Source organism: Streptomyces sp. NBC_00683 (assembly GCF_036226745.1).
In the GTDB taxonomy this organism is placed as follows: Bacteria; Actinomycetota; Actinomycetes; order Streptomycetales; family Streptomycetaceae; genus Streptomyces.
The window spans coordinates 7909760-7926680 of record NZ_CP109013.1; the positions used below are offsets into that span (position 1 = coordinate 7909760).

General features: G+C 70.5%; 14 protein-coding genes. 5 read left to right on the top strand and 9 right to left on the bottom strand.

Annotation, left to right across the window (positions count from 1 at the left end):
* Positions 1 to 272 precede the first annotated feature (272 nt).
* On the top strand, positions 273 to 1598 hold the full coding sequence (locus tag OG257_RS34440; protein ID WP_329213905.1) for a S1 family peptidase: 1326 nt from the start codon (positions 273 to 275) through the stop codon (positions 1596 to 1598).
* A gap of 88 nt (positions 1599 to 1686) precedes the next feature.
* Here OG257_RS34440 and OG257_RS34445 read toward each other — a convergent pair whose 3' ends face one another.
* The 3 genes from OG257_RS34445 to OG257_RS34455 form a co-directional block, all read right to left on the bottom strand.
* On the bottom strand, positions 1687 to 3345 hold the full coding sequence (locus tag OG257_RS34445; RefSeq protein WP_329213907.1) for a nickel transporter: 1659 nt from the start codon (positions 3343 to 3345) through the stop codon (positions 1687 to 1689).
* Complete coding sequence (locus OG257_RS34450; RefSeq protein WP_329213909.1) at positions 3342 to 4736, bottom strand: tetratricopeptide repeat protein; 1395 nt, start codon at positions 4734 to 4736, stop codon at positions 3342 to 3344. The genes OG257_RS34445 and OG257_RS34450 overlap by 4 nt, the downstream gene beginning before the upstream one ends.
* Before the next feature lie 121 nt (positions 4737 to 4857).
* Positions 4858 to 6405, bottom strand: coding sequence for a DUF4331 domain-containing protein (locus tag OG257_RS34455; protein WP_329213911.1), 1548 nt, complete (start codon positions 6403 to 6405; stop codon positions 4858 to 4860).
* A gap of 220 nt (positions 6406 to 6625) precedes the next feature.
* Here OG257_RS34455 and OG257_RS34460 point away from each other — a divergent pair, with 220 nt between their 5' ends.
* Positions 6626 to 6868 (top strand): DUF6411 family protein, encoded by a 243-nt coding sequence (locus OG257_RS34460; protein ID WP_329213913.1) that lies wholly within the window; start codon positions 6626 to 6628, stop codon positions 6866 to 6868.
* Positions 6869 to 6939: 71 nt separating this feature from the next.
* Here the strand turns inward: OG257_RS34460 and OG257_RS34465 are convergent, their stop codons facing one another.
* On the bottom strand, positions 6940 to 7458 hold the full coding sequence (locus OG257_RS34465) for a hypothetical protein (protein ID WP_329213915.1): 519 nt from the start codon (positions 7456 to 7458) through the stop codon (positions 6940 to 6942).
* 120 nt (positions 7459 to 7578) lie between these two features.
* On the opposite strand from OG257_RS34465, the gene OG257_RS34470 reads away from it, so the two are divergent.
* The 3 genes from OG257_RS34470 to OG257_RS34480 all read left to right on the top strand — a co-directional run bounded on the left by OG257_RS34470 (position 7579) and on the right by OG257_RS34480 (position 10972).
* The gene (locus tag OG257_RS34470; RefSeq protein ID WP_329213916.1) at positions 7579 to 8916 is read left to right on the top strand and encodes a BTAD domain-containing putative transcriptional regulator; all 1338 of its coding nucleotides are present in this window, start codon (positions 7579 to 7581) and stop codon (positions 8914 to 8916) included.
* A gap of 152 nt (positions 8917 to 9068) precedes the next feature.
* On the top strand, positions 9069 to 9719 hold the full coding sequence (locus OG257_RS34475) for a response regulator transcription factor (protein ID WP_329213918.1): 651 nt from the start codon (positions 9069 to 9071) through the stop codon (positions 9717 to 9719).
* 71 nt (positions 9720 to 9790) lie between these two features.
* A complete protein-coding gene (locus OG257_RS34480; protein ID WP_329213920.1) occupies positions 9791 to 10972 on the top strand; it encodes a sensor histidine kinase in 1182 nt (393 codons plus the stop codon).
* Positions 10973 to 10975: 3 nt separating this feature from the next.
* Here the strand turns inward: OG257_RS34480 and OG257_RS34485 are convergent, their stop codons facing one another.
* From OG257_RS34485 to OG257_RS34505, 5 genes are all read right to left on the bottom strand, one after another.
* On the bottom strand, positions 10976 to 11275 hold the full coding sequence (locus tag OG257_RS34485) for an ATP-binding protein (protein ID WP_329213922.1): 300 nt from the start codon (positions 11273 to 11275) through the stop codon (positions 10976 to 10978).
* A gap of 312 nt (positions 11276 to 11587) precedes the next feature.
* On the bottom strand, positions 11588 to 12679 hold the full coding sequence (locus OG257_RS34490; RefSeq protein ID WP_329215501.1) for a glutamate--cysteine ligase 2: 1092 nt from the start codon (positions 12677 to 12679) through the stop codon (positions 11588 to 11590).
* Between the two features lie 198 nt (positions 12680 to 12877).
* Positions 12878 to 14725: a glycoside hydrolase family 2 protein gene (locus OG257_RS34495; RefSeq protein ID WP_329213924.1), complete on the bottom strand. Its 1848-nt coding sequence runs from the start codon at positions 14723 to 14725 to the stop codon at positions 12878 to 12880.
* Between the two features lie 43 nt (positions 14726 to 14768).
* Positions 14769 to 15968, bottom strand: coding sequence for a sialidase family protein (locus tag OG257_RS34500; RefSeq protein WP_329213926.1), 1200 nt, complete (start codon positions 15966 to 15968; stop codon positions 14769 to 14771).
* Between the two features lie 62 nt (positions 15969 to 16030).
* Positions 16031 to 16921: a carbohydrate ABC transporter permease gene (locus OG257_RS34505; RefSeq protein WP_329213928.1), complete on the bottom strand. Its 891-nt coding sequence runs from the start codon at positions 16919 to 16921 to the stop codon at positions 16031 to 16033.

Here is a 16921-nt window from a genome sequence, read left to right on the forward strand (position 1 = left end):
AGGGGCACCCCCATGCCTCTCACCACAGGTTCGGCGGGGCGGGGTGGAGCAGGGGGCACCGTCGGGTGCGCGTCGGGGTGTGCGCACGTTCCCGCACAGGAAGCCCCACGGCTGCCGGAACAAGGGCAGTCGGCTGAAACCCGCTCCCCGGCCGGGAGGCAGCCATGGCCGGGTGAACAGGACAGCAAGGCGGCACGTATGGAGGTGAGGGCGCTCAATCCCGCGGTCCCCGGCGTCGGTGACGTCGTGTCCGAACGGTCGAGGGGCAACGGATGAGGCACGCACGACGCAGCCTGCAACGGATCGCGCGGCTGGCGGCCGTCGGCGGACTGCTCTGCGGCGGGCTGATGGTGACCAGCGCCGTGGCGGGCGAATCCGCTGCCCCGGCGGACGGCGGAAGCGGCACCGCTCCGCCTCCCGAGCTCGCCGCGGATCTGGTCTCGCAGCTCGGCACATCGCGTACGGCGGGTAGTTGGATCGGATCCGACGGCCGCCCGGTCGTCGCGGTGACCGATGAGGAGGCCGCGGCGGAGGTCCGCCGGGCGGGGGCACGCGCCGAATTCGTCCGTCACAGCACGGCGCGCCTCCGGTCGGCCACCGCTGCGCTGAGCGGAGCCCCCCGGGTGCCCGGCACGGCATGGGCGGTGGACTACGCGTCCAACCGGATCGTCGTGCATGCCGACAGCACCGTGTCCGCCACGGACTGGTCACGGATGTCAGGCCTTGCCGAGGAGATCGGCAGCTTCGTGCACATGCGGCGGACCGGAGGAACCCTCTCCACCAGACTCAACGGCGCCGACCCGATCTTCGCCCGCAACGGACGCTGCTCCGCAGGGTTCAATGTGACCGACGGCCGGCAGGATTTCGTCCTGACAGCCGGTCACTGCGGTCCACGCGGAACCACCTGGTTCCAGGACGCGACAGGTACCCGGCAACTCGGCACCACGACGGCCGGCAGCTTTCCCGGCAGCGACTTCTCGCTCGTCGAGTACGGGAACGCCGAGGCCTCCGGCGCGAGGAGCGTCGTCGGTGTCGGTGGTGACCAGGCGGTGAGGATCACGGCGGTCGCCGACCCTGTCGTCGGCCAACGGGCCTTCCGCAGCGGCAGCACCACGGGGGTGCGCTCCGGCCGGGTGACTGCGCTGAACGCGACGGTGAACTACCCCGAGGGTACGGTGACCGGCCTGATCGAGACGACGCTCTGCGCCGAACCCGGCGACAGCGGGGGACCGCTGTTCGCGGACGGGCTGGCCCTCGGCCTGACGTCCGGGGGCAACGGCGACTGCACGATCGGCGGTACCACGTACTTCCAGCCGGCAACCACCGCGATGGCAGCCCTCGGAGTGAGACTGACCGCTGACCAGAGCGGTACCGGCCAGGTCCCACCCCCGGCTGCCGCAGGAGTCGTTGCCCCGGGAGCCGTTGCCCCAGGGGCATGGGGGCTTCCGATGTTCGGCGGATTCATCAGCCTCCGGGCCCTCACCCCTGGGCTGCTGGTCATCGCTGTGAGTGTTCTCGTGCTCGCGGCAACCGGCTTGATCCGATCGGCCCGGCGGCGAAACAGCTACCGCCGCCGGTACTCCCAGAGCTGGAACTGACCGTTCCACCGGCGGCGGCGTCCTCCGGGGCCCGGCGGCGCGATCGCAGTCCTCGGTGCGATTTCATGCCGGGCCTGCCCGTACCTTCTCAGCTCAGAGCGGTTGCCAGTCCCCTGAACACCAGCCCGCACCCGAGCACCAGGACGACGGCGGCCGTGGCGATCGGTGCCAGCCGGTGCGCATGAGCAAGTACCCGGCCTCGCGGCCGCCGCACCAGCCTCCGCGCCGTGGTCTCCCGCAGCCGCACCACCACGAACCCGGCTCCCGCGAGGGTGAGTGCCAGCCCGCCCCCGTACGACAGGACCAGCAGGAAACCGAACCACGCCTGGCCGAGAGCGGCCGCGCCGATGAGCACGACGACGGCGGAGGGGCTCGGGACCAACCCGCCGGCCAGGCCGAGGAGTATCACGCCGCGCAGACCGGGGGCGGGCGGTACGTGGCTGTGGGAATGGCCATGGTCATGCGCATGGCCGTGATCGTCGCCGTGCACCTGGCCGGGACCCGTCGGCGTGTGGGAGCGGGCCGCGGTTCTGCCGCCGTGCTCGTCCCGGCGCACAGCAGTGAGAGCGGGAACCCGCTCTTCGCCGTCCCGGGTTCCGGTGTCCTCACCGTGCTCGTGTGTGTGGGCGCGCTCATGCCCGTGGTGATGACCGTGGCCGTGAGGGCGATGGCGCAGACGCCACCCCCTGCGCAGCAGAAGCCCCCCTGCGACTGCGACCAAGGTGCCGCTCGCGATGCCCAGCCAGGACACCACGGTCGGCGCCGCCGCCGAGCCGGCGGTGATCAGGGCACCCAGGGCGAAGACGCCCAGCGTATGGGTGAGAGTCACCGAAGCTCCGAGGGCCAGCATGTCGCGCAGGGAACTGCGGCCGCCCGCCGCCGCGGCGGCGGCCATCATCGTCTTGCCGTGCCCCGGGGCCAGCGCGTGCATGGCACCCAGCAGCAGGGAAGCTCCGAGCGCCAGCGCGGCGAAGCCCACGGTCAGTTCGTGCCGGGCGACCAGTCCGGTCAGCGCCTGTGTCCAACGATCCGTCCCGCGTGGCAGCACGCCCAGCGCCGGGGGACCGGTCTCCTCGTCCGCGCTCCCCGCCCGCAGCGCCGACCCGCCGGGGCGAACGGTGAAGGCGGCCGAACGCGAGTCGGGCGGTGAGGAGAGCAGATCGTCGGGATACGCGGTCAGCCGCCTGGACCGGGAGGTGTCGGGGACGCCCGCCCCCGACACCGTCATCCGGTCGCCCCGTGCGGTGATCTCCCGCCACCCGGCGCCGGTGGCCACGTCCGCCGGGCGGTACGCGAGTCGCAGCCGCGCGTCGTCCGGCAGCGGGGCCGTCATCTCGCAGGTCACGCGCAGGGTCTGCAACCCCGCCTGCCCCGCACGCACCTGCGCCTTCGTGCTCCGCACCGAGACGGAGACCCCTGTTCCGCCCGCTCCTTCGCCCCCGACCGTGAGCCGAGCGCCCTCGGCGGCCGCCCCGCACCGCGCCCGGGCCCATGCAGACAGTTCGTCCGGCGCCAGCCGGTTGTCCCGGTCGGTGTCGATGCGGTTCCGTTCCTGCGAGGCCGGGATCTCGGCGAGGTCCTCCACATGGTCCACGCTGAGCTTCCCCGGAACGACGACGAGACCGTCGTACTGGTTCACGGTGAAGTTGCCCAAGGGGTGTGCTTGCGCCGACTGGGCCGGGAGCAGAGCCAGGACGGTGCCCGTCGCCAGCGTGGCGAGAGCGCAGGCGGCGGTGCGGCGGATCATGAGTCACCCCGGGGCCGGGTCAGCGCCGACAGAGCGGATGCGGCGTCGCGGGCTCCCGTGGGTGAGAAGCCCGGATTCAGATCGAGCGCGGCGCGCAGATCGCGGCGGGCAGCCCCGTCGTCGTCGAGAGCGCGCTCGATCATGCCCCGGTGAAAGAGGAAAGAAGCGTTCCGATAGCCGGGCGACCCGGCGGTCGCCTTCTTCGCATACGTCAGCGCCTCCCGGTTCCTGCCGTTCGCGTGCAGCGCCCAGGCGAGAGCGTCGGCCGTATGCACGCTCTCGCGGCGGGCCCATTCGGCGCGCGCCGACTTCAACGCCTCGGCGGCGTCGCCATGGTCGGCCTCCAGGAGAGAGGACTCCAGATCGGTGGCGACGCCGTTGGCGCGGGCCAGACGGGTCCAGATACGGATGAGCGCGTACTGCTCCTCGGCCTGCCGACGCTGTCCGCCCGTCTCGTACAGCTCGGCGAGGGCGGCGAGCTGCCCGGGCAGCGGGTAACGCCGTACGACCTCTTCGAGATCGCTCACCGCACGTTTTCGATCGCCCAGCGCGGCAAGGGCACGACCTCGTCCCTCCAGCGCCGGCAGGTGCCCCGGTTCGGCGCGCAGAGCGGTCGCGAAATGGTCCAGAGCCTGACGGAACTCACCCTGGGACCAGGAGAGGTGGCCGAGGGATGTGGCGGCATAGGCCACATCGGCGGTGCTGAATGCCGAGGCCTGCGCCCGCAGCAGCACCCGACGTGCCCCCTTCACGTCGCCGTGCAACTCCAGGACGTATGCGAACCGCGTGAAGACGGGTATGCCGGGACGCCGCCGGTCGGCGAGCTCCACCGCCTCCGACGCCTCGTCGTAGCGGCCGAGTTCGACCAGGGCGTCGACCCGGCTGGACAGCGCCCGCTCGCTGTACGGGTTCACCCTCAGCGCCCGGTCCGCCAGGATCAGCGCCGTCCCGAAGTCGTGGCGCGCGGCGGCCAGCGCCGCCTGCCCGGCGAGTGCCGCGTCGTTCCCGTCGGCGGCCCGCAGCTTCAGCGAACGCTCGAAAGCCGCCTCGGCCTGCGGATACCGTGTCGGATCACCGCTGGTCCGAGCCTGTTCGACATATGCCGCGCCCAGCGTCGCCCACCCGGTGGCGTCCCGGGGCTGCGTCGCGAGGTGCCGTTGCAAGGCGGTGACGCCCTGCGCGAGCTCCCCGACGGCCAACTGCTCGACGGGCACATCCGCCGTGAGCGCTCGCCCCGCCCGCTCGGACCGCGCCGCATCACCGCCGGCCCCGGACGCCACCGAGGTGACCGTGAGCCCGAGAGCCACCGCCACGACTGCGGAGACCCGCCAGCGCCCCGGTCCCTGCCGTCGCTGACACCATCGCGCGAACCGCGGCTTGCGTACGGGCATCGGTGCTGCCCTCCTTGTTCTCGGTGGGTGGTTCGGCAGCGTCGCGGGGGTGCACACGCCGGCGGGTCGTCGTCAGGTGAGGCCGGGCGGCCGTTGCACCGGACAGCCCGAAGGCCGGAGGTCAGCCGAGCCAGGACCGGGATTCGGTTCGACGGCGGGAACGCAACCACGCCGCACCGAAGCCGACCAGCAGCACCGTCGCGGCCCCCGATCCCGCGGAGGCGAGCATCACCGTGTCGTCGTCCCACGACGCGGTGATCGAGGACATTCCGCCCGTCAGCCCTGTGGAGTCCGCCTTCGTGGACACCTCCGCCGCCTTGATGTCGGAACCGGCGGCGGGCAGGGCGACGTACGGAAAGGCGGTGCCGAACTTCTTGTCGTTCGCGTCCACGGCGTCGCCCAGGTCGTTCTTCGAACCGACGAGTTCGCCCTCGACGACCTGCAACGCGATGTCCAGCACGTCGTCCGTCAGACGCCGCCCGTTGGGGAAGCCCGCGTTGTCACCGTCCAGCACCCCCAGCCGCTTGGGCTCCGCGACCGGTTTGACTGAGGTGTTGAGGCGCAGCATCTCCGACGCCTTGACGCCCGGAGGCTGGTTGAGGTCCTTCACCCCGGTCAGGAACACCGATACGAGATCGTCGCGCGGCTCCGCCGGAGCCTTGATCTTGTAGATCCCCTCGATGAGTTTCGGCAGCTCGGGTTCGGTGACGTTCTTCAGGAAGTCGCCGTCGTTCTCGGGCGACGACGCGTTGAACCTGTCCTTGTCCTTGACCGGATTGACGACCTCGTTGACCAGCGGCATGCCGAGCCGCGACACCCGCGTCCAGTCGCCGTAGGCGTTCTTCCGCTCCGTCGTCGCATAGATGCCGACCACCGGCTGCTCGGCGGACTCCCGGATGTACGAGTTCGGCACCTGAAGGGCGATCGTGTTGACGTTGTAGCCCTTGAGCGTGTCGTTGCCGACCTCCGACAGGTCACCGCCGTACAGGAGGTCGAAGACCCGCAGGTCGAGGAAGAACGGATCATCGGCCTGACCGGCGAAGGCCTTGAGCCCACCGGCGATCTTCTGCACCGCCTCGTCGCGCAGCGCCTGGTAGTCGGGCATCGACGCCTTGCCGACGTTCGACGGCGCGACCGGCAGGCCCTTGGCCAGCGGGTGGCTCGAGGTCTGCTTCCCGTGCTGCAACCGCAGCAGCTCCAGGTCGTACGTCTGAGTGAAGTTGAGGTCCGGATCGGTCAGGCTCTCCACCGCGCCCGTGTTGTAGAGGAAGGTGTTCTCGTTCTTCCGGTGGTCCTTGAAGGTGAACCGGTACAGCAGGTCGTCCTGGGCGTCACCGTCGCTGTCGACGTGGATGTCGTAGCGGGCGTCGCTGGCGAACGTGAAGAAGTTGGGGCCACCGGCCGGCTCCTGGAACGGCAGCCAGTTCGCCACCAGCGTCGTCGAGTCGGGATGATCGGGGCTGACGAACGCGTACACGTCCGTGTTGTCGAACTGCGGCTGCCCGGAGATCAGGGGTGCCTCCCGGTGGCTCGAGGCTGTCGCGGTCCCCGGCTCCAGCACGCTCACGCCGGCAGCCGTGAGGCCTCCGGCGGCCAGCGCACCACAGGCGACCAGAGCAATGCTCCCGCGCCCCCGCCAAGTCCGCCCGCTTCTTGTCGTTGCGGTCATCTCGTCCATCCTTCGTCCGGCATCGGTCCGTTCCGGCTTGCTCGTAGCTCCAGTACGTGCGCCGCGCCGGTCTTGTTCGGCCCTGACCGAACGAGTTCGGCCGCCTGAGTGCGGGTGAGCGCGTCGGCGGCCGCTTCAGCTGGGAAGGGACAGCTCTCAGCCGGATTGGGGGCGCTCTCGGCGGGCAGGCGAGGTTTGCACCGCTACAGAAGGAGATTTGATGATCATCGTCGGAATAGTCGCCGTCTGTGTCGTCCTGGCCGTACTCGCGTTCTTCGTCCCCAGGCTCTCCCGCCATCCCGAGCGGGGAACCCAGCGCACGCTGGGGCTGGGTTCCCGTGCGGGCAGCAAGGCGCCCGGAGTCCTGGGCCGCGCCTTCAGCAAGCCCTTCCGCAGCAGCTCGAAGGCCGTCGGGCGCAGTGGTTCGGCCGGTCGTCGCGCCCGCTGGCGCATGCCGTTCTGACGGCCTCTGCGGCCCTCCGAGCTTCACGGGCGCGGCGAACTCCAGGAAGTGGGCCCGTCGAGGAGTGCGGTTCAGGCGATCTGCTCGCAGATGTCCGTCGTCGAGCCATGAGCCATGGTCACGGTCTTGTGGCCGGACGCGCTGATGGTCAGGGTGTACACGCCGTCGACGATGTACAGGCCCCGGTCAAGGTTGCCCTCACCCACACCGACCAGGACGGGCCCCAGCACCGACCAGAACTGTGATCCGTCGGTGCGGTACTCGACGATCGCGGAGCCACTCGCGTCCGCGTCGTAGAAGGCGTCCGAGGCCTTGTTGGTTACCCGGACGACGAGGTCCCCCTTGTACGCCACACTCTTCGGGGACCCGTCCGGGTACCGGGCCAGAACACGCTGCACCACCTCGTCCACGACAGGTTCGCCATGGATGGCGAAGTCGCACCGGAGACCTGCGGCGACATCCCAGGGCGCGGAGGGCGCGGGCTCCCAGCCGAGATCGTGTTGAAGGCCGGCGTCGGTGGCCTGGGCCGGCGTCGCGCCCAGGAGAGTGGTTGCCAGGATTGTTCCGATGGCCAGAGCTGTTCGTCGCATGATGACTTCCCGTGCAGGAGGTTCGGCTGTTGTCTCCGGCAGAGCGTGACCCCGGCTTCTCACCACTTGCTGACCATGCCTATCTGCCGCGCGGCCGGGCCGGATACGCTCACCAAGGTCATGGAGTTCCAACTGCTGGGTCCGTTCGAGGCCCGACACGAAGGTGCACCGGTCCTTGTCGCCGACCGCCGTCAGGAGCGCTGCCTCCTTGCGATCCTGCTCCTCGAGGCAGGGCGGGTCGTCGCCACCGACCGCCTCGCCGACCTGCTGTGGGACGGTGACGCCTCCGCGTCCGCCCGCCGCACCATCCACACCTACATAGGCCGCGTCCGCGCCCGACTGCGGCCGCACGGGCTGCACATCGACACCCGGCACGGCGGATACGCCCTCGACCCGGGTGGCCACACCGTCGATGCCGGAGACTTCATCGCCCTGTGCGGCCGCGCACGGGCGACCGCGGACGCCGTGCAGCGTGTGCGCCACTACGACAAGGCACTTGCCCTCTGGCACGGTCCGCTGCTTGCCGACGTGGCCGACGACGCGCTGCGCAAGCGGCTCGGCAGCCACCTCGACGAACTGAGGATGTCCGCACTGGAACAGAGAGCGGAGGCCCACCTGGAACTCGGCGACCACGACAAGGTGGTCGCCGACCTCTCACCGCTCGCCCCCCGGCACCCAGAGAGGGAGAGGCTGGTCGCCGCGCAGATGACCGGGCTGCGCCGAAGCGGCCGGCAGGGCGAGGCCCTCGATCTCTACCGGCTCACCCGGCAGGCGCTCGTGAGCCGTCTCGGCGTCGAGCCGGGTGCCGGACTGCGGACCCTGCACGAGCGCATGCTGCGGGGTGATCCCCGGCTGGACCGACCGCCGGGTCCCGTGTACGCGGTGCGTGTGGGGGAGGAGTGGCTGCCCTGGTCCACGAGCGGTAACCCCGCGCTCGAGTTCTGCAACACCTACGCCGGCTGGCGCGGTCAGCCTTCGCCCGGCTCCGAGTGGCTGCGCTCGTACTCCACCCTCGCCGTCTGGGCAGGCCATATGGATCTCGCGGAGGAATGGCTCGTGTCGGGGCTGCTCAAGCAGGCAGCGCAGCAACCGGACGATGCCGCGGCCGTCCTGCAGGAGGCCCGGGAGTTCCGTACGCAGCTCTACGCCGTTCTGACCGCCCCCGATGATGTGCGGGCCTTCAAAGCGGTAGCCGGTGTGGCGGAGGCCGCGGCAAGATCCTCCGCGTTCGTCTTCGGCGAGGACGGGCTGGGCCGGTGGCGACTGTCGCCGTCTGCCGGACTGCGTCTGCCCCTTCTCGGTGTGGCCCGCAGCGCGGCCGAACTGCTGGCCGATCCGGCCAGATTCATGATCCGCGTGTGTCCGGGGGAGGGCTGCGGCTGGGTGTTTCCCGACGAGAGCGGTCGGCGCAGATGGTGCAGCCTCCGCACCTGCGGCAAGGACGTGTCGACGGTGTAGACGGGCGTCCGCGTCGTACTTCCCGGGCGGCGGGAACCCGGATGGTCACAAGTGGGCCGCCCTGGAGAAGGGTCCGCTCTGGGATAGTCTGTCCGCATTCTGGTCTTGCTCAGACCCGGCAGGCACGGGCCGCGTGAGAGGCAGTCACCCAAGTGATCAACGTTCTGGTCGCCGACGACAGCGAGATCGTCCGCCGAGGGCTGGGCGACATCCTTGCCTCCGCGGACGACATCCACGTCGTTGCCCAGGCGTGGGACGGCCGCAGCGCCGTGGACGCGGCGAGTCGGCTCAACCCGGATGTGGCGCTGGTCGACATCCGCATGCCGGGTATGGACGGCTTGGCCGCGACCCGTGAACTCCGGGCCCTGCCGGTACCGCCACAGGTGCTGATTCTGACCATGTTCGCGGAGGACGAGTACGTCGATGAGGCAATCCGAGCGGGAGCCAGCGGGTTTCTCCTCAAGGACACCCCACCGGAGGAGCTGCTGCGCTCCGTCCGCCTCGTCGCGGCCGGCGAAGCGACCCTCGACCCCTCCGTGACGGGGCGGGTCATGGACCAGCTTGCTCAGCACTCGGTCCGGCTGACCGCACAGGAGCAGCGTGCGCTGGAGTCCCTGACCGGTAGAGAGCGAGAGATCCTGGGCCTCATCGGACAAGGCCTGCCCAATGCCGGTATCGGCGAAGTCCTCCACATCAGTGAAGGCACCGTCAAGAACCAGGTCAGCCGACTGCTGACGAAGATCGGCGCGGAGAACCGGGTCCAGGCCGCCCGCCTGGCCTACCGCGCAGGCATGGAACGCTGATCTCCGGGACTTCCCGCCCGCGGCGACCCGTCGGGGCCGACGGCCGGGCCGGCAGAGAAGGATCTGGTCGGGTGCCTTTCCTGCGACGAACTCGCTTCAGCCACTGGCCGACGCAGCGCGTGGACGCCGCGGTAGCCGCCGCGGCCGCGGCGATCGGTGTGGCGAACAGCTGGGGCAAACCGTCGAACGGTCTTCTCACAGGGGCCCCGATCACAGTGATCGCCCTTGTGTCGGGCGCAACAGGACTCCTGCTGTGGTGGAGACACCGCCTGCCCCTCGCGATCCCCTGCTTGGTCGTGGTCTGCCACGTGCTGGCGTTCACCCCCACTGCGCTGGCCGTGGCCCTCTACACCGTCGGAGCCGTCCACCACCGGCGACCACGCATCCTCGCGCTGTTTGCCGTCCTCGCGAGCCTGGCCGACGTCGCCGCACTCCACCTGGGTGACGCCTGGGACTTCCGCGAGGCCGGCTACTCGCTCGCACTGGCGATCGGGCCGCTGGTCGTGGGCTACGCCGTGGCCCTGCGCTCCGACCTGGCCGCAGCGTCCCAGGCCGAACTCGCCACACGGGAACGCGAACACGGACTCGTCCTGGAACGGGCACGGATCCATGAACGAGCCCGCATCGCCCGGGAAATGCACGACGTCGTCTCGCACCGTGTCGGCCACATGGTCCTCATGGCCGCAGCGCTGAAGGTCGGTCCCGGCGCAAAGGACGAGAAGGTCGCCCAGGAGGCGGAGCAGATCCGGCACGAAGGCCGCCAAGCCTTGGAGGAACTGCGCGAAATCCTGGGAGTGCTCACGCCCGACCGTGCCCGTCGAACCGAGCCGCGCGCCCCGCAGGCGGAGGCCCGCAACCTCGACGACCTCGCACGTAGCGCGGAGCACGCGGGCCTACAGGTCGACCTGCGCGTTCAAGGGCACCCCGAGTCGCTGCCCACGGTGTTGCAACAGGCTCTCTACCGCACGGTGCAGGAGTCACTGACCAACGCCGCCAAGTACGCTCCCGGCGCCCCGGTACGGATCGATCTGGAATGCCGCCCGGACCGTGTCGACCTCAGTGTGGCCAACGGCCCGCCGGCCGGCCCGCCCGGACACGACCTGCCCGGTGGCGGGAACGGCCTGATCGGACTGCGCGAGCGCGCCTCCCTCCTCGGCGGGGAACTTGAGGCCGGTCCGGAAGCGGGCGGATTCCGCGTATCGCTTCGCCTTCCCCTGCACCCGCCGCCCACCGGACGCAACGATCAGCCCTGAACCTCAGGACGCGGAGACCTGGAACCACACCCACTTGCCGTGGGAGCCCACTGTCGCCACGCCCCATGTGCCCGCGACCGCATCCAGCAGGTCCAGCCCGCGTCCTGTCTCCATGTCCGTCTCCTCGTCGCCGACGCCGACGAGGCTGGACCGCGCACCGTCTCCCATCAGGGGCTCCGTGTCGAAGACAGCACCGGTGATCATTCCGGCCGACCGGTCGAAGCCGACGGCCACCTCGATGGCAGTGCCCTTCGCATGACGGACGGCGTTCGACACGACCTCGGACAGGAGCAGGGCGGCCATGTCCGTTCCCGCGCAGTCACCAGGGGCAATGCGCTTCAGGACGTACCGTGCTTCCGTTGCTGCGCGGGGGTGCCGGGAAATGATGGCGACGCCACTGTCGTGCATGAAAGGCTCCGAGTCGTCAGCTGCCCGAATGAGCAGAATCCCCCTGCTTCCCCTTCCAGGATGGCGGAGCCGAAGGGGCCGAACCGTAGGCCCTTCCTCCGGACTCCGATGTCCCCGACGTCACCGGGCCACGTGACTTTCGTCGTGCTCGTGCTCCGGATGGGCCTGTGACCTGGGAAGATTCAGGCCGGGAAGGCAGCTCCAGGGTCAGCTGTGCGTCCTGGACACGCACGCGGCCACCACGTCACGGAGACTGCCCGTGCCCTCGAGTGCCTCCCGCTGGATCCGTGCCCCGGTCCCGCGCTCCAGTACGTTCTTGATCGCGATCTCGGTCCGGGCGAGGTCGCCGCTTTCCTCCAGGGCATCGCGGACGTGCGCGAGCAGGGCGCCCACCACGTCGGAGGCGGGCTCGGGACGCATGGTCAGGGGGTGGAGCAGCTGCCCCTCCAGCCCGTCCCGTCCGGCCTGCCAGGCGGCCATACGCAGGACACCCACCCCGACCGGGTCGGGCGGCTCCCCTTCGGACCAGCTGCGTGCCGCTGTGTCGACCAGCCCGCGCACGAGCGTGGCGAGCAGCGCGGTGTCGGCCGGATCCAGGCAGACGTCCGCCACGCGGACCTCGACCGTGGGGTACCGGTGCGAGAGCCGTGCGTCGAAGTAGATCATTCCCTTGTCGCGCAGGACTCCCGTGTCGACGAGTGCCGCGACCTGTTCGTGGTAGCGGTCCGCGGAACCGAAGATCTCGAACGGCCCGGCCGACGGCCAACGCCCCCAGACCCTGCTCCGATAGCTGGCGTACGAGCTGTCGCGGCCCTGCCAGAACGGTGAGTTGGCGCTCAGCGCAAGGAGCACCGCGAGCCAGGGACGTATGCGGTCCAGTACGCCGACGCCCTCCTCGTCCGAGTCCACCGAGACGTGCACGTGGCATCCGCAGGTCAGCTGCTCCTGTGTGGTCAGTCCGAACTTCTCGGCGAGCCACCGGTGCCTCTCGCCCTCGCCGATCGAGGGGCTGACCGGCAGAGGCGCGGTCGCGAGGGCCGCCACGGCGGCCCCGGCCTGTGCGGCACTCTTCGCCGCCTCGGCCCGCGAGCGCAGGATCTCGTCCGCGAGTTCGCGCATGTCGGTGCGCGGTTCGGTGGCGAACTCCAGCTGCTGGTCATGGAGTTCCGGCTCGAAGACCGAGTTCCCCGCCGCGCGGCGTTCCGCGAGGGCCAGCACGGCCGTCGACAGCGCACGGGGCTCGCCGCTCTGTTCGTCGACGAGCAGGAGCTCCTCCTCGACACCCACCGTCCGCACCATCGTGGCCTCCCGAACCCGGTTCTGCCCGCCGCCACTGCCGGGCGAGTCTGTCCTGCCACTCACCGACTGCCCCATGCTCCGGGCTTCACTCGAACAGGAGACCCATGTGTCCACTGCCGGACCTCGTTGCTGCCCGCGCGGACCAGCACCCCCCGGTGCTGGTCCGCACCCGCCGCTCCCGGGACGGGCTCCGGTCCGTCACCGGGAGGCGGTCCCCCGGTTCCCCTCCGGGCGTTCGTAGGCTGCCTCGGCGGTCTGGACGGTGCGGATCCGGGCGATGTCGAACTTGGGCTTCCGGTCGAAGTCGTAGAGGCCGTTCTCCTCCTGGAAGGTGTCGGTCAGCTGCGTGTAGCAGTAGCCGAACATGTCGGGGTCCTCGAGAAGGACGCGGGTCAGGCCCTCGAAGCGGTCGTGCCACGCTTCGACGCTCCCGACCCGCTGGCCGTAGCCCCACGAGTCGGCCCGGCCCGGGTCGTCCGCGGACTCCTGGTCCTCGCCCAGGCGCCGCGGGTTCCACCAGATGCCGCCGTACTCGGACACGAAGAACGGCTGTCCCGCGTAGGGGTAGGACATGGCCGCGCCGTCCAGCTCGTTGAGGAAGGGACGGCCGTCCCGAAGGCCGGACTGCTCGCGGCGGAAGGCCTCCGGGTCCTGCTCGTAGGAGTGGGAGTCGTAGACGTCCGCACCGCGTACGCGGTGGGCGTAGCCGGACGCGTCGACGACCGGGCGGCTCGGGTCGGCGGCCTTGGTGGCCAGGTACATCGCGAGGGTCACGTCGTCGAGCTGGGTGAGCCGGTCGTGGAGGAGCTGATGGGTCTCGTTGAGCGGGCACCAGCCGATGATCGACGGATGGCTGCGGTCGCGGCGCAGCACTTCGAGCCACTGGGCGACGAAGGAGGCGGTGGGCTGCTGGTTGTTTCCCGCCGGTCCCTGCCCGGATGCGCCCCAGTCCCCGAACTCGCCCCAGACCAGGTAGCCCAGGCGGTCGGCGTGGTAGTAGAAGCGCTCCTCGAAGACCTTCTGGTGGAGTCGCGCTCCGTTGAAGCCGGCGGCCATGGCGAGTTCGATGTCCTGGCGCAGGGCGTCGTCGCTGGGGGAGGTCATCAAGGTGTCCGGCCAGTAGCCCTGGTCGAGGACGAGGCGCTGGAACACGGGCCGGCCGTTGAGGAGGACGCGGTTGCCGCTGATCGCGACCGACCGGAGGCCTGCGTACGAGCCGACCTCGTCGACCACCTCGCCGTCCCGGGTGAGGCGCAGACGCAGCCCGTACAGATGGGGGTCCTGCGTCGACCACAGGCGGACCCGGTCGGCCGGGACCGGCAGCGTGAGGCCCGGTGCGAGGTCGTCCGCGGGAACGGCGGCCACGCACACATCGCCGGCCTCGTCGGTCAGTACGGCTTCGAGCGTGAGGCCCGCGGTGTGGTGCGAGAGCTCCGCGGTGATGTGGAAGCTGCCGGTGGCGCGTTGGGGGACGATGTTCAGCGAGCTGATGTGCGCGCGGGGCACCGGCTCCAGCCACACGGTCTGCCAGATGCCGGTGGTGCGGGTGTAGTGGCAGCCCGTGTTGCCGTACCAGGTGGCCTGCTTGCCCCGGGCCTGCGGATCCGACGGGGTGTCGCGGGCCCGGACGACGACGGTCGCCGTCTCGCCCGCCGTCGCGACTCCCCTGAGCGAGGCGGTGAACGAGCTGAAGCCGCCGCGATGGCGTGCGACCTCGACGCCGTTCACCCACACCGTCGCGTCGTGGTCCACGGCTCCCAGGTGCAGGAGCACGTCGCGGCCGGCCCAGGCCTCGGGGACGACCACCTCGCGGCGGTACCACACGGCATGCAGGAAGTCGGTGTCCTCGACACCCGAGGCCCGTGACTCCGGTGCGAAGGGCACGACGATGCGGTCCGCGAGCTCCCGGGTGAGCAGGCCGCGCTCCAGTCCCGAATCGCCGCGGTCGATCTCGAACTGCCACTCACCGTTGAGGTTCAGCCAGTCGGGTCGCACGAACTGCGGGCGCGGGTACTCCGGCTTGGGCGGGTGGGGCATCTGGTGCATGTTCATCCTTCACAACAGGTGGTACGGGTGGGGTGCTCAGGGTTCACGCGGCGGGAACGGAGCCGGTGGCGAAGTAGGGCTTGCAGACGGAACCTGCCCAGTCCGTAGCGATCTGCAGAAGGCTTGTGCCGTCGGGGGAGGGCAGCAGGCTGGAGCTGTAATTGGGGCAGTAGTCGACGGTCGTCGACTCGACGGTGACCGGCGCGGGCACGGCTCGCCAGCTCCCGGAGGCACCGGTGCTGTTGACCCAGACGGTGCGACCGCTGCCCTCGGCCCGGCTGCCGTCACGGTTGTACATGACCTGGCCGACGAGGAAGAGCCGGCCCTTCGGGTTGCCCGCCTCCGGAGCCCAGGCCAGGTTCGGCGCGTGCTTGAAGTACTTGCCGTCGGCGGTCTCCGGGCGGATGCCCAGGTAGGCGGGGTCGCCCCAGTTCCAGCCGTCGGGGGAGGTGCGGTAGTGCACGACGCACACGTACTGGCCCGCGGCTGCGCAGATCTCGTACGACATCACGTACGTGCCGTCGCCGATCCTGCGGACCACCGCCATGCCGGGGCGGTCGGAGGCGAGTGTGCTCGCGATGGTGTCGTGGTGCCCGGTCCAGTTCAGCCCGTCGGTGGTGCGGGCGGCCACCAGCTTCTGGCTGTGGGCGGGGTCGGTCTCGTCGGAGTAGTGCGCGACCAGGGCGCCTGTGGCGTCGACGGAGAATTCCGGCTCCCACAGGCCCTTGGTGTCCGGTGCCGTGGCGATGGTCGAGAGGTAGGACCAACTGCGTCCGATGTCGTTGCTCCTGAAGACGCGCAGTGCCATGCGCCGGTTCGGCTCGTCCTGGCCGACCGACGCGGCCCACAGCAAGGTCCCCGCGGGCAGGGACCCGACCTGCTGCGGGAGTTCGTACAGGGCCGAGCAGCACAGCCCCTGGCCGGCCGCGGCCTCGGGGTCACTGACCGTGCCGACCTCCCGGAACGAGGCGCCGCCGTCGGTGCTCTCGTGGACGGCGCCGAGGCCGTTGTTGCCGGAGAAGGTGACGACCGAGGCCAGCACGCGGCCGTTGGCGGCGCCGCTGTGGGCGAGTCGGACGGCACGGGGGTAGAGGCCGGTGCCGTCGCGCAGGAGGGTACCGGTCGCGGCGGCGGCCGGTGTGCCGGACTGGACGACGACCAGGCCGGCCAGGAGGGCGAGCAGCAGGGGCAGCAGGGTGGCGGTGCGGAGCGAGAGCGGTCGTGCGGGGCGATGCGCCGACATGGGTCTCTCCTGAAGGGTGGACGACTGCGGCTGATCGGGCAGGTGGCGGGCGTGGTGGCGGCTCACTTGAGGCCGGTGCCTGCGATGCCCTCGACGATGCGGCGCTGGAAGAGTGCGAACACCGCGAGCAGCGGGATCGCGCCGAGCACGGCGGACGCCATGAGCTGTGCGTAGGGGACGCCGAACACGTCCTGGACGGAGGTCAGTCCGACGGGCAGCGTCATCATCTCCGGGTCGGTGACGACGAGCAGCGGCCACAGGAAGTTGTTCCACACGCCGACGAACACGAAGATCGTCACGGCGGAGACCGCGGGCCGGGAGACCGGCATCACGATCTGCGCGTACGTGCGCAGCCAGCTCGCGCCGTCCGCGCGCGCCGCGTCGATGAGCTCGCGCGGGATCCCGTCGAAGAACTGCTTGAAGACGAAGACGGCGACGACGTTGGGGACCTGGGGCAGGATCACGCCCCAGTAGGTGTTGAGCAGTCCCGCCGACTGCAGCGCGAGGAACTGCGGGATCATCAGGACCTGTCCCGGGACCATGATCCCGGCGAGCAGCAGCAGGAACGCTGCCCGGCGTGCCCGGAACCGGGTCTGCGACAGCGCGAACGCCGCCAGCGAGGCCAGGACGACCGTGAACAAGGTGGTCAGGACCGAGGTGATGAAGCTGTTCGCGTACCAGTAGGGCAGCTTGCCCGCGTCGAAGATCTCCCCGTACGCGGCGAGCGTCGGATGCGCGGTGAACCACCCGGTCGGGTCGGTGACGACCTCCTGCGCGGGCCGTATCGAGGTGGCGAGAGCCCAGACCAGCGGTACCAGCCACAGCAGCGCGAAGGCGATCAGCACGCCGAGCGCCACCCGGTTGAACAGACGCTCCGCGTCGTAGCGCCGCTTCGGCGGGTCGGTGGCGGTCGGTCGGTGGTCCGTCACGGGGCGGACGGCGGTCGAGGTCAT

Excerpts from the sequence above, each read along its gene's own strand:
- OG257_RS34440 (WP_329213905.1), top strand. The coding sequence starts at position 273 with ATGAGGCACGCACGACGCAGCCTGCAACGGATCGCGCGGCTGGCGGCC.
- OG257_RS34445 (WP_329213907.1), bottom strand. The coding sequence starts at position 3,345 with ATGATCCGCCGCACCGCCGCCTGCGCTCTCGCCACGCTGGCGACGGGC.
- OG257_RS34450 (WP_329213909.1), bottom strand. The coding sequence starts at position 4,736 with ATGCCCGTACGCAAGCCGCGGTTCGCGCGATGGTGTCAGCGACGGCAG.
- OG257_RS34455 (WP_329213911.1), bottom strand. The coding sequence starts at position 6,405 with ATGACCGCAACGACAAGAAGCGGGCGGACTTGGCGGGGGCGCGGGAGC.
- OG257_RS34460 (WP_329213913.1), top strand. The coding sequence starts at position 6,626 with ATGATCATCGTCGGAATAGTCGCCGTCTGTGTCGTCCTGGCCGTACTC.
- OG257_RS34465 (WP_329213915.1), bottom strand. The coding sequence starts at position 7,458 with ATGCGACGAACAGCTCTGGCCATCGGAACAATCCTGGCAACCACTCTC.
- OG257_RS34470 (WP_329213916.1), top strand. The coding sequence starts at position 7,579 with ATGGAGTTCCAACTGCTGGGTCCGTTCGAGGCCCGACACGAAGGTGCA.
- OG257_RS34485 (WP_329213922.1), bottom strand. The coding sequence starts at position 11,275 with ATGGCCGCCCTGCTCCTGTCCGAGGTCGTGTCGAACGCCGTCCGTCAT.
- OG257_RS34490 (WP_329215501.1), bottom strand. The coding sequence starts at position 12,679 with ATGGTGCGGACGGTGGGTGTCGAGGAGGAGCTCCTGCTCGTCGACGAA.
- OG257_RS34495 (WP_329213924.1), bottom strand. The coding sequence starts at position 14,725 with ATGCACCAGATGCCCCACCCGCCCAAGCCGGAGTACCCGCGCCCGCAG.
- OG257_RS34500 (WP_329213926.1), bottom strand. The coding sequence starts at position 15,968 with ATGTCGGCGCATCGCCCCGCACGACCGCTCTCGCTCCGCACCGCCACC.
- OG257_RS34505 (WP_329213928.1), bottom strand. The coding sequence starts at position 16,921 with ATGACCTCGACCGCCGTCCGCCCCGTGACGGACCACCGACCGACCGCC.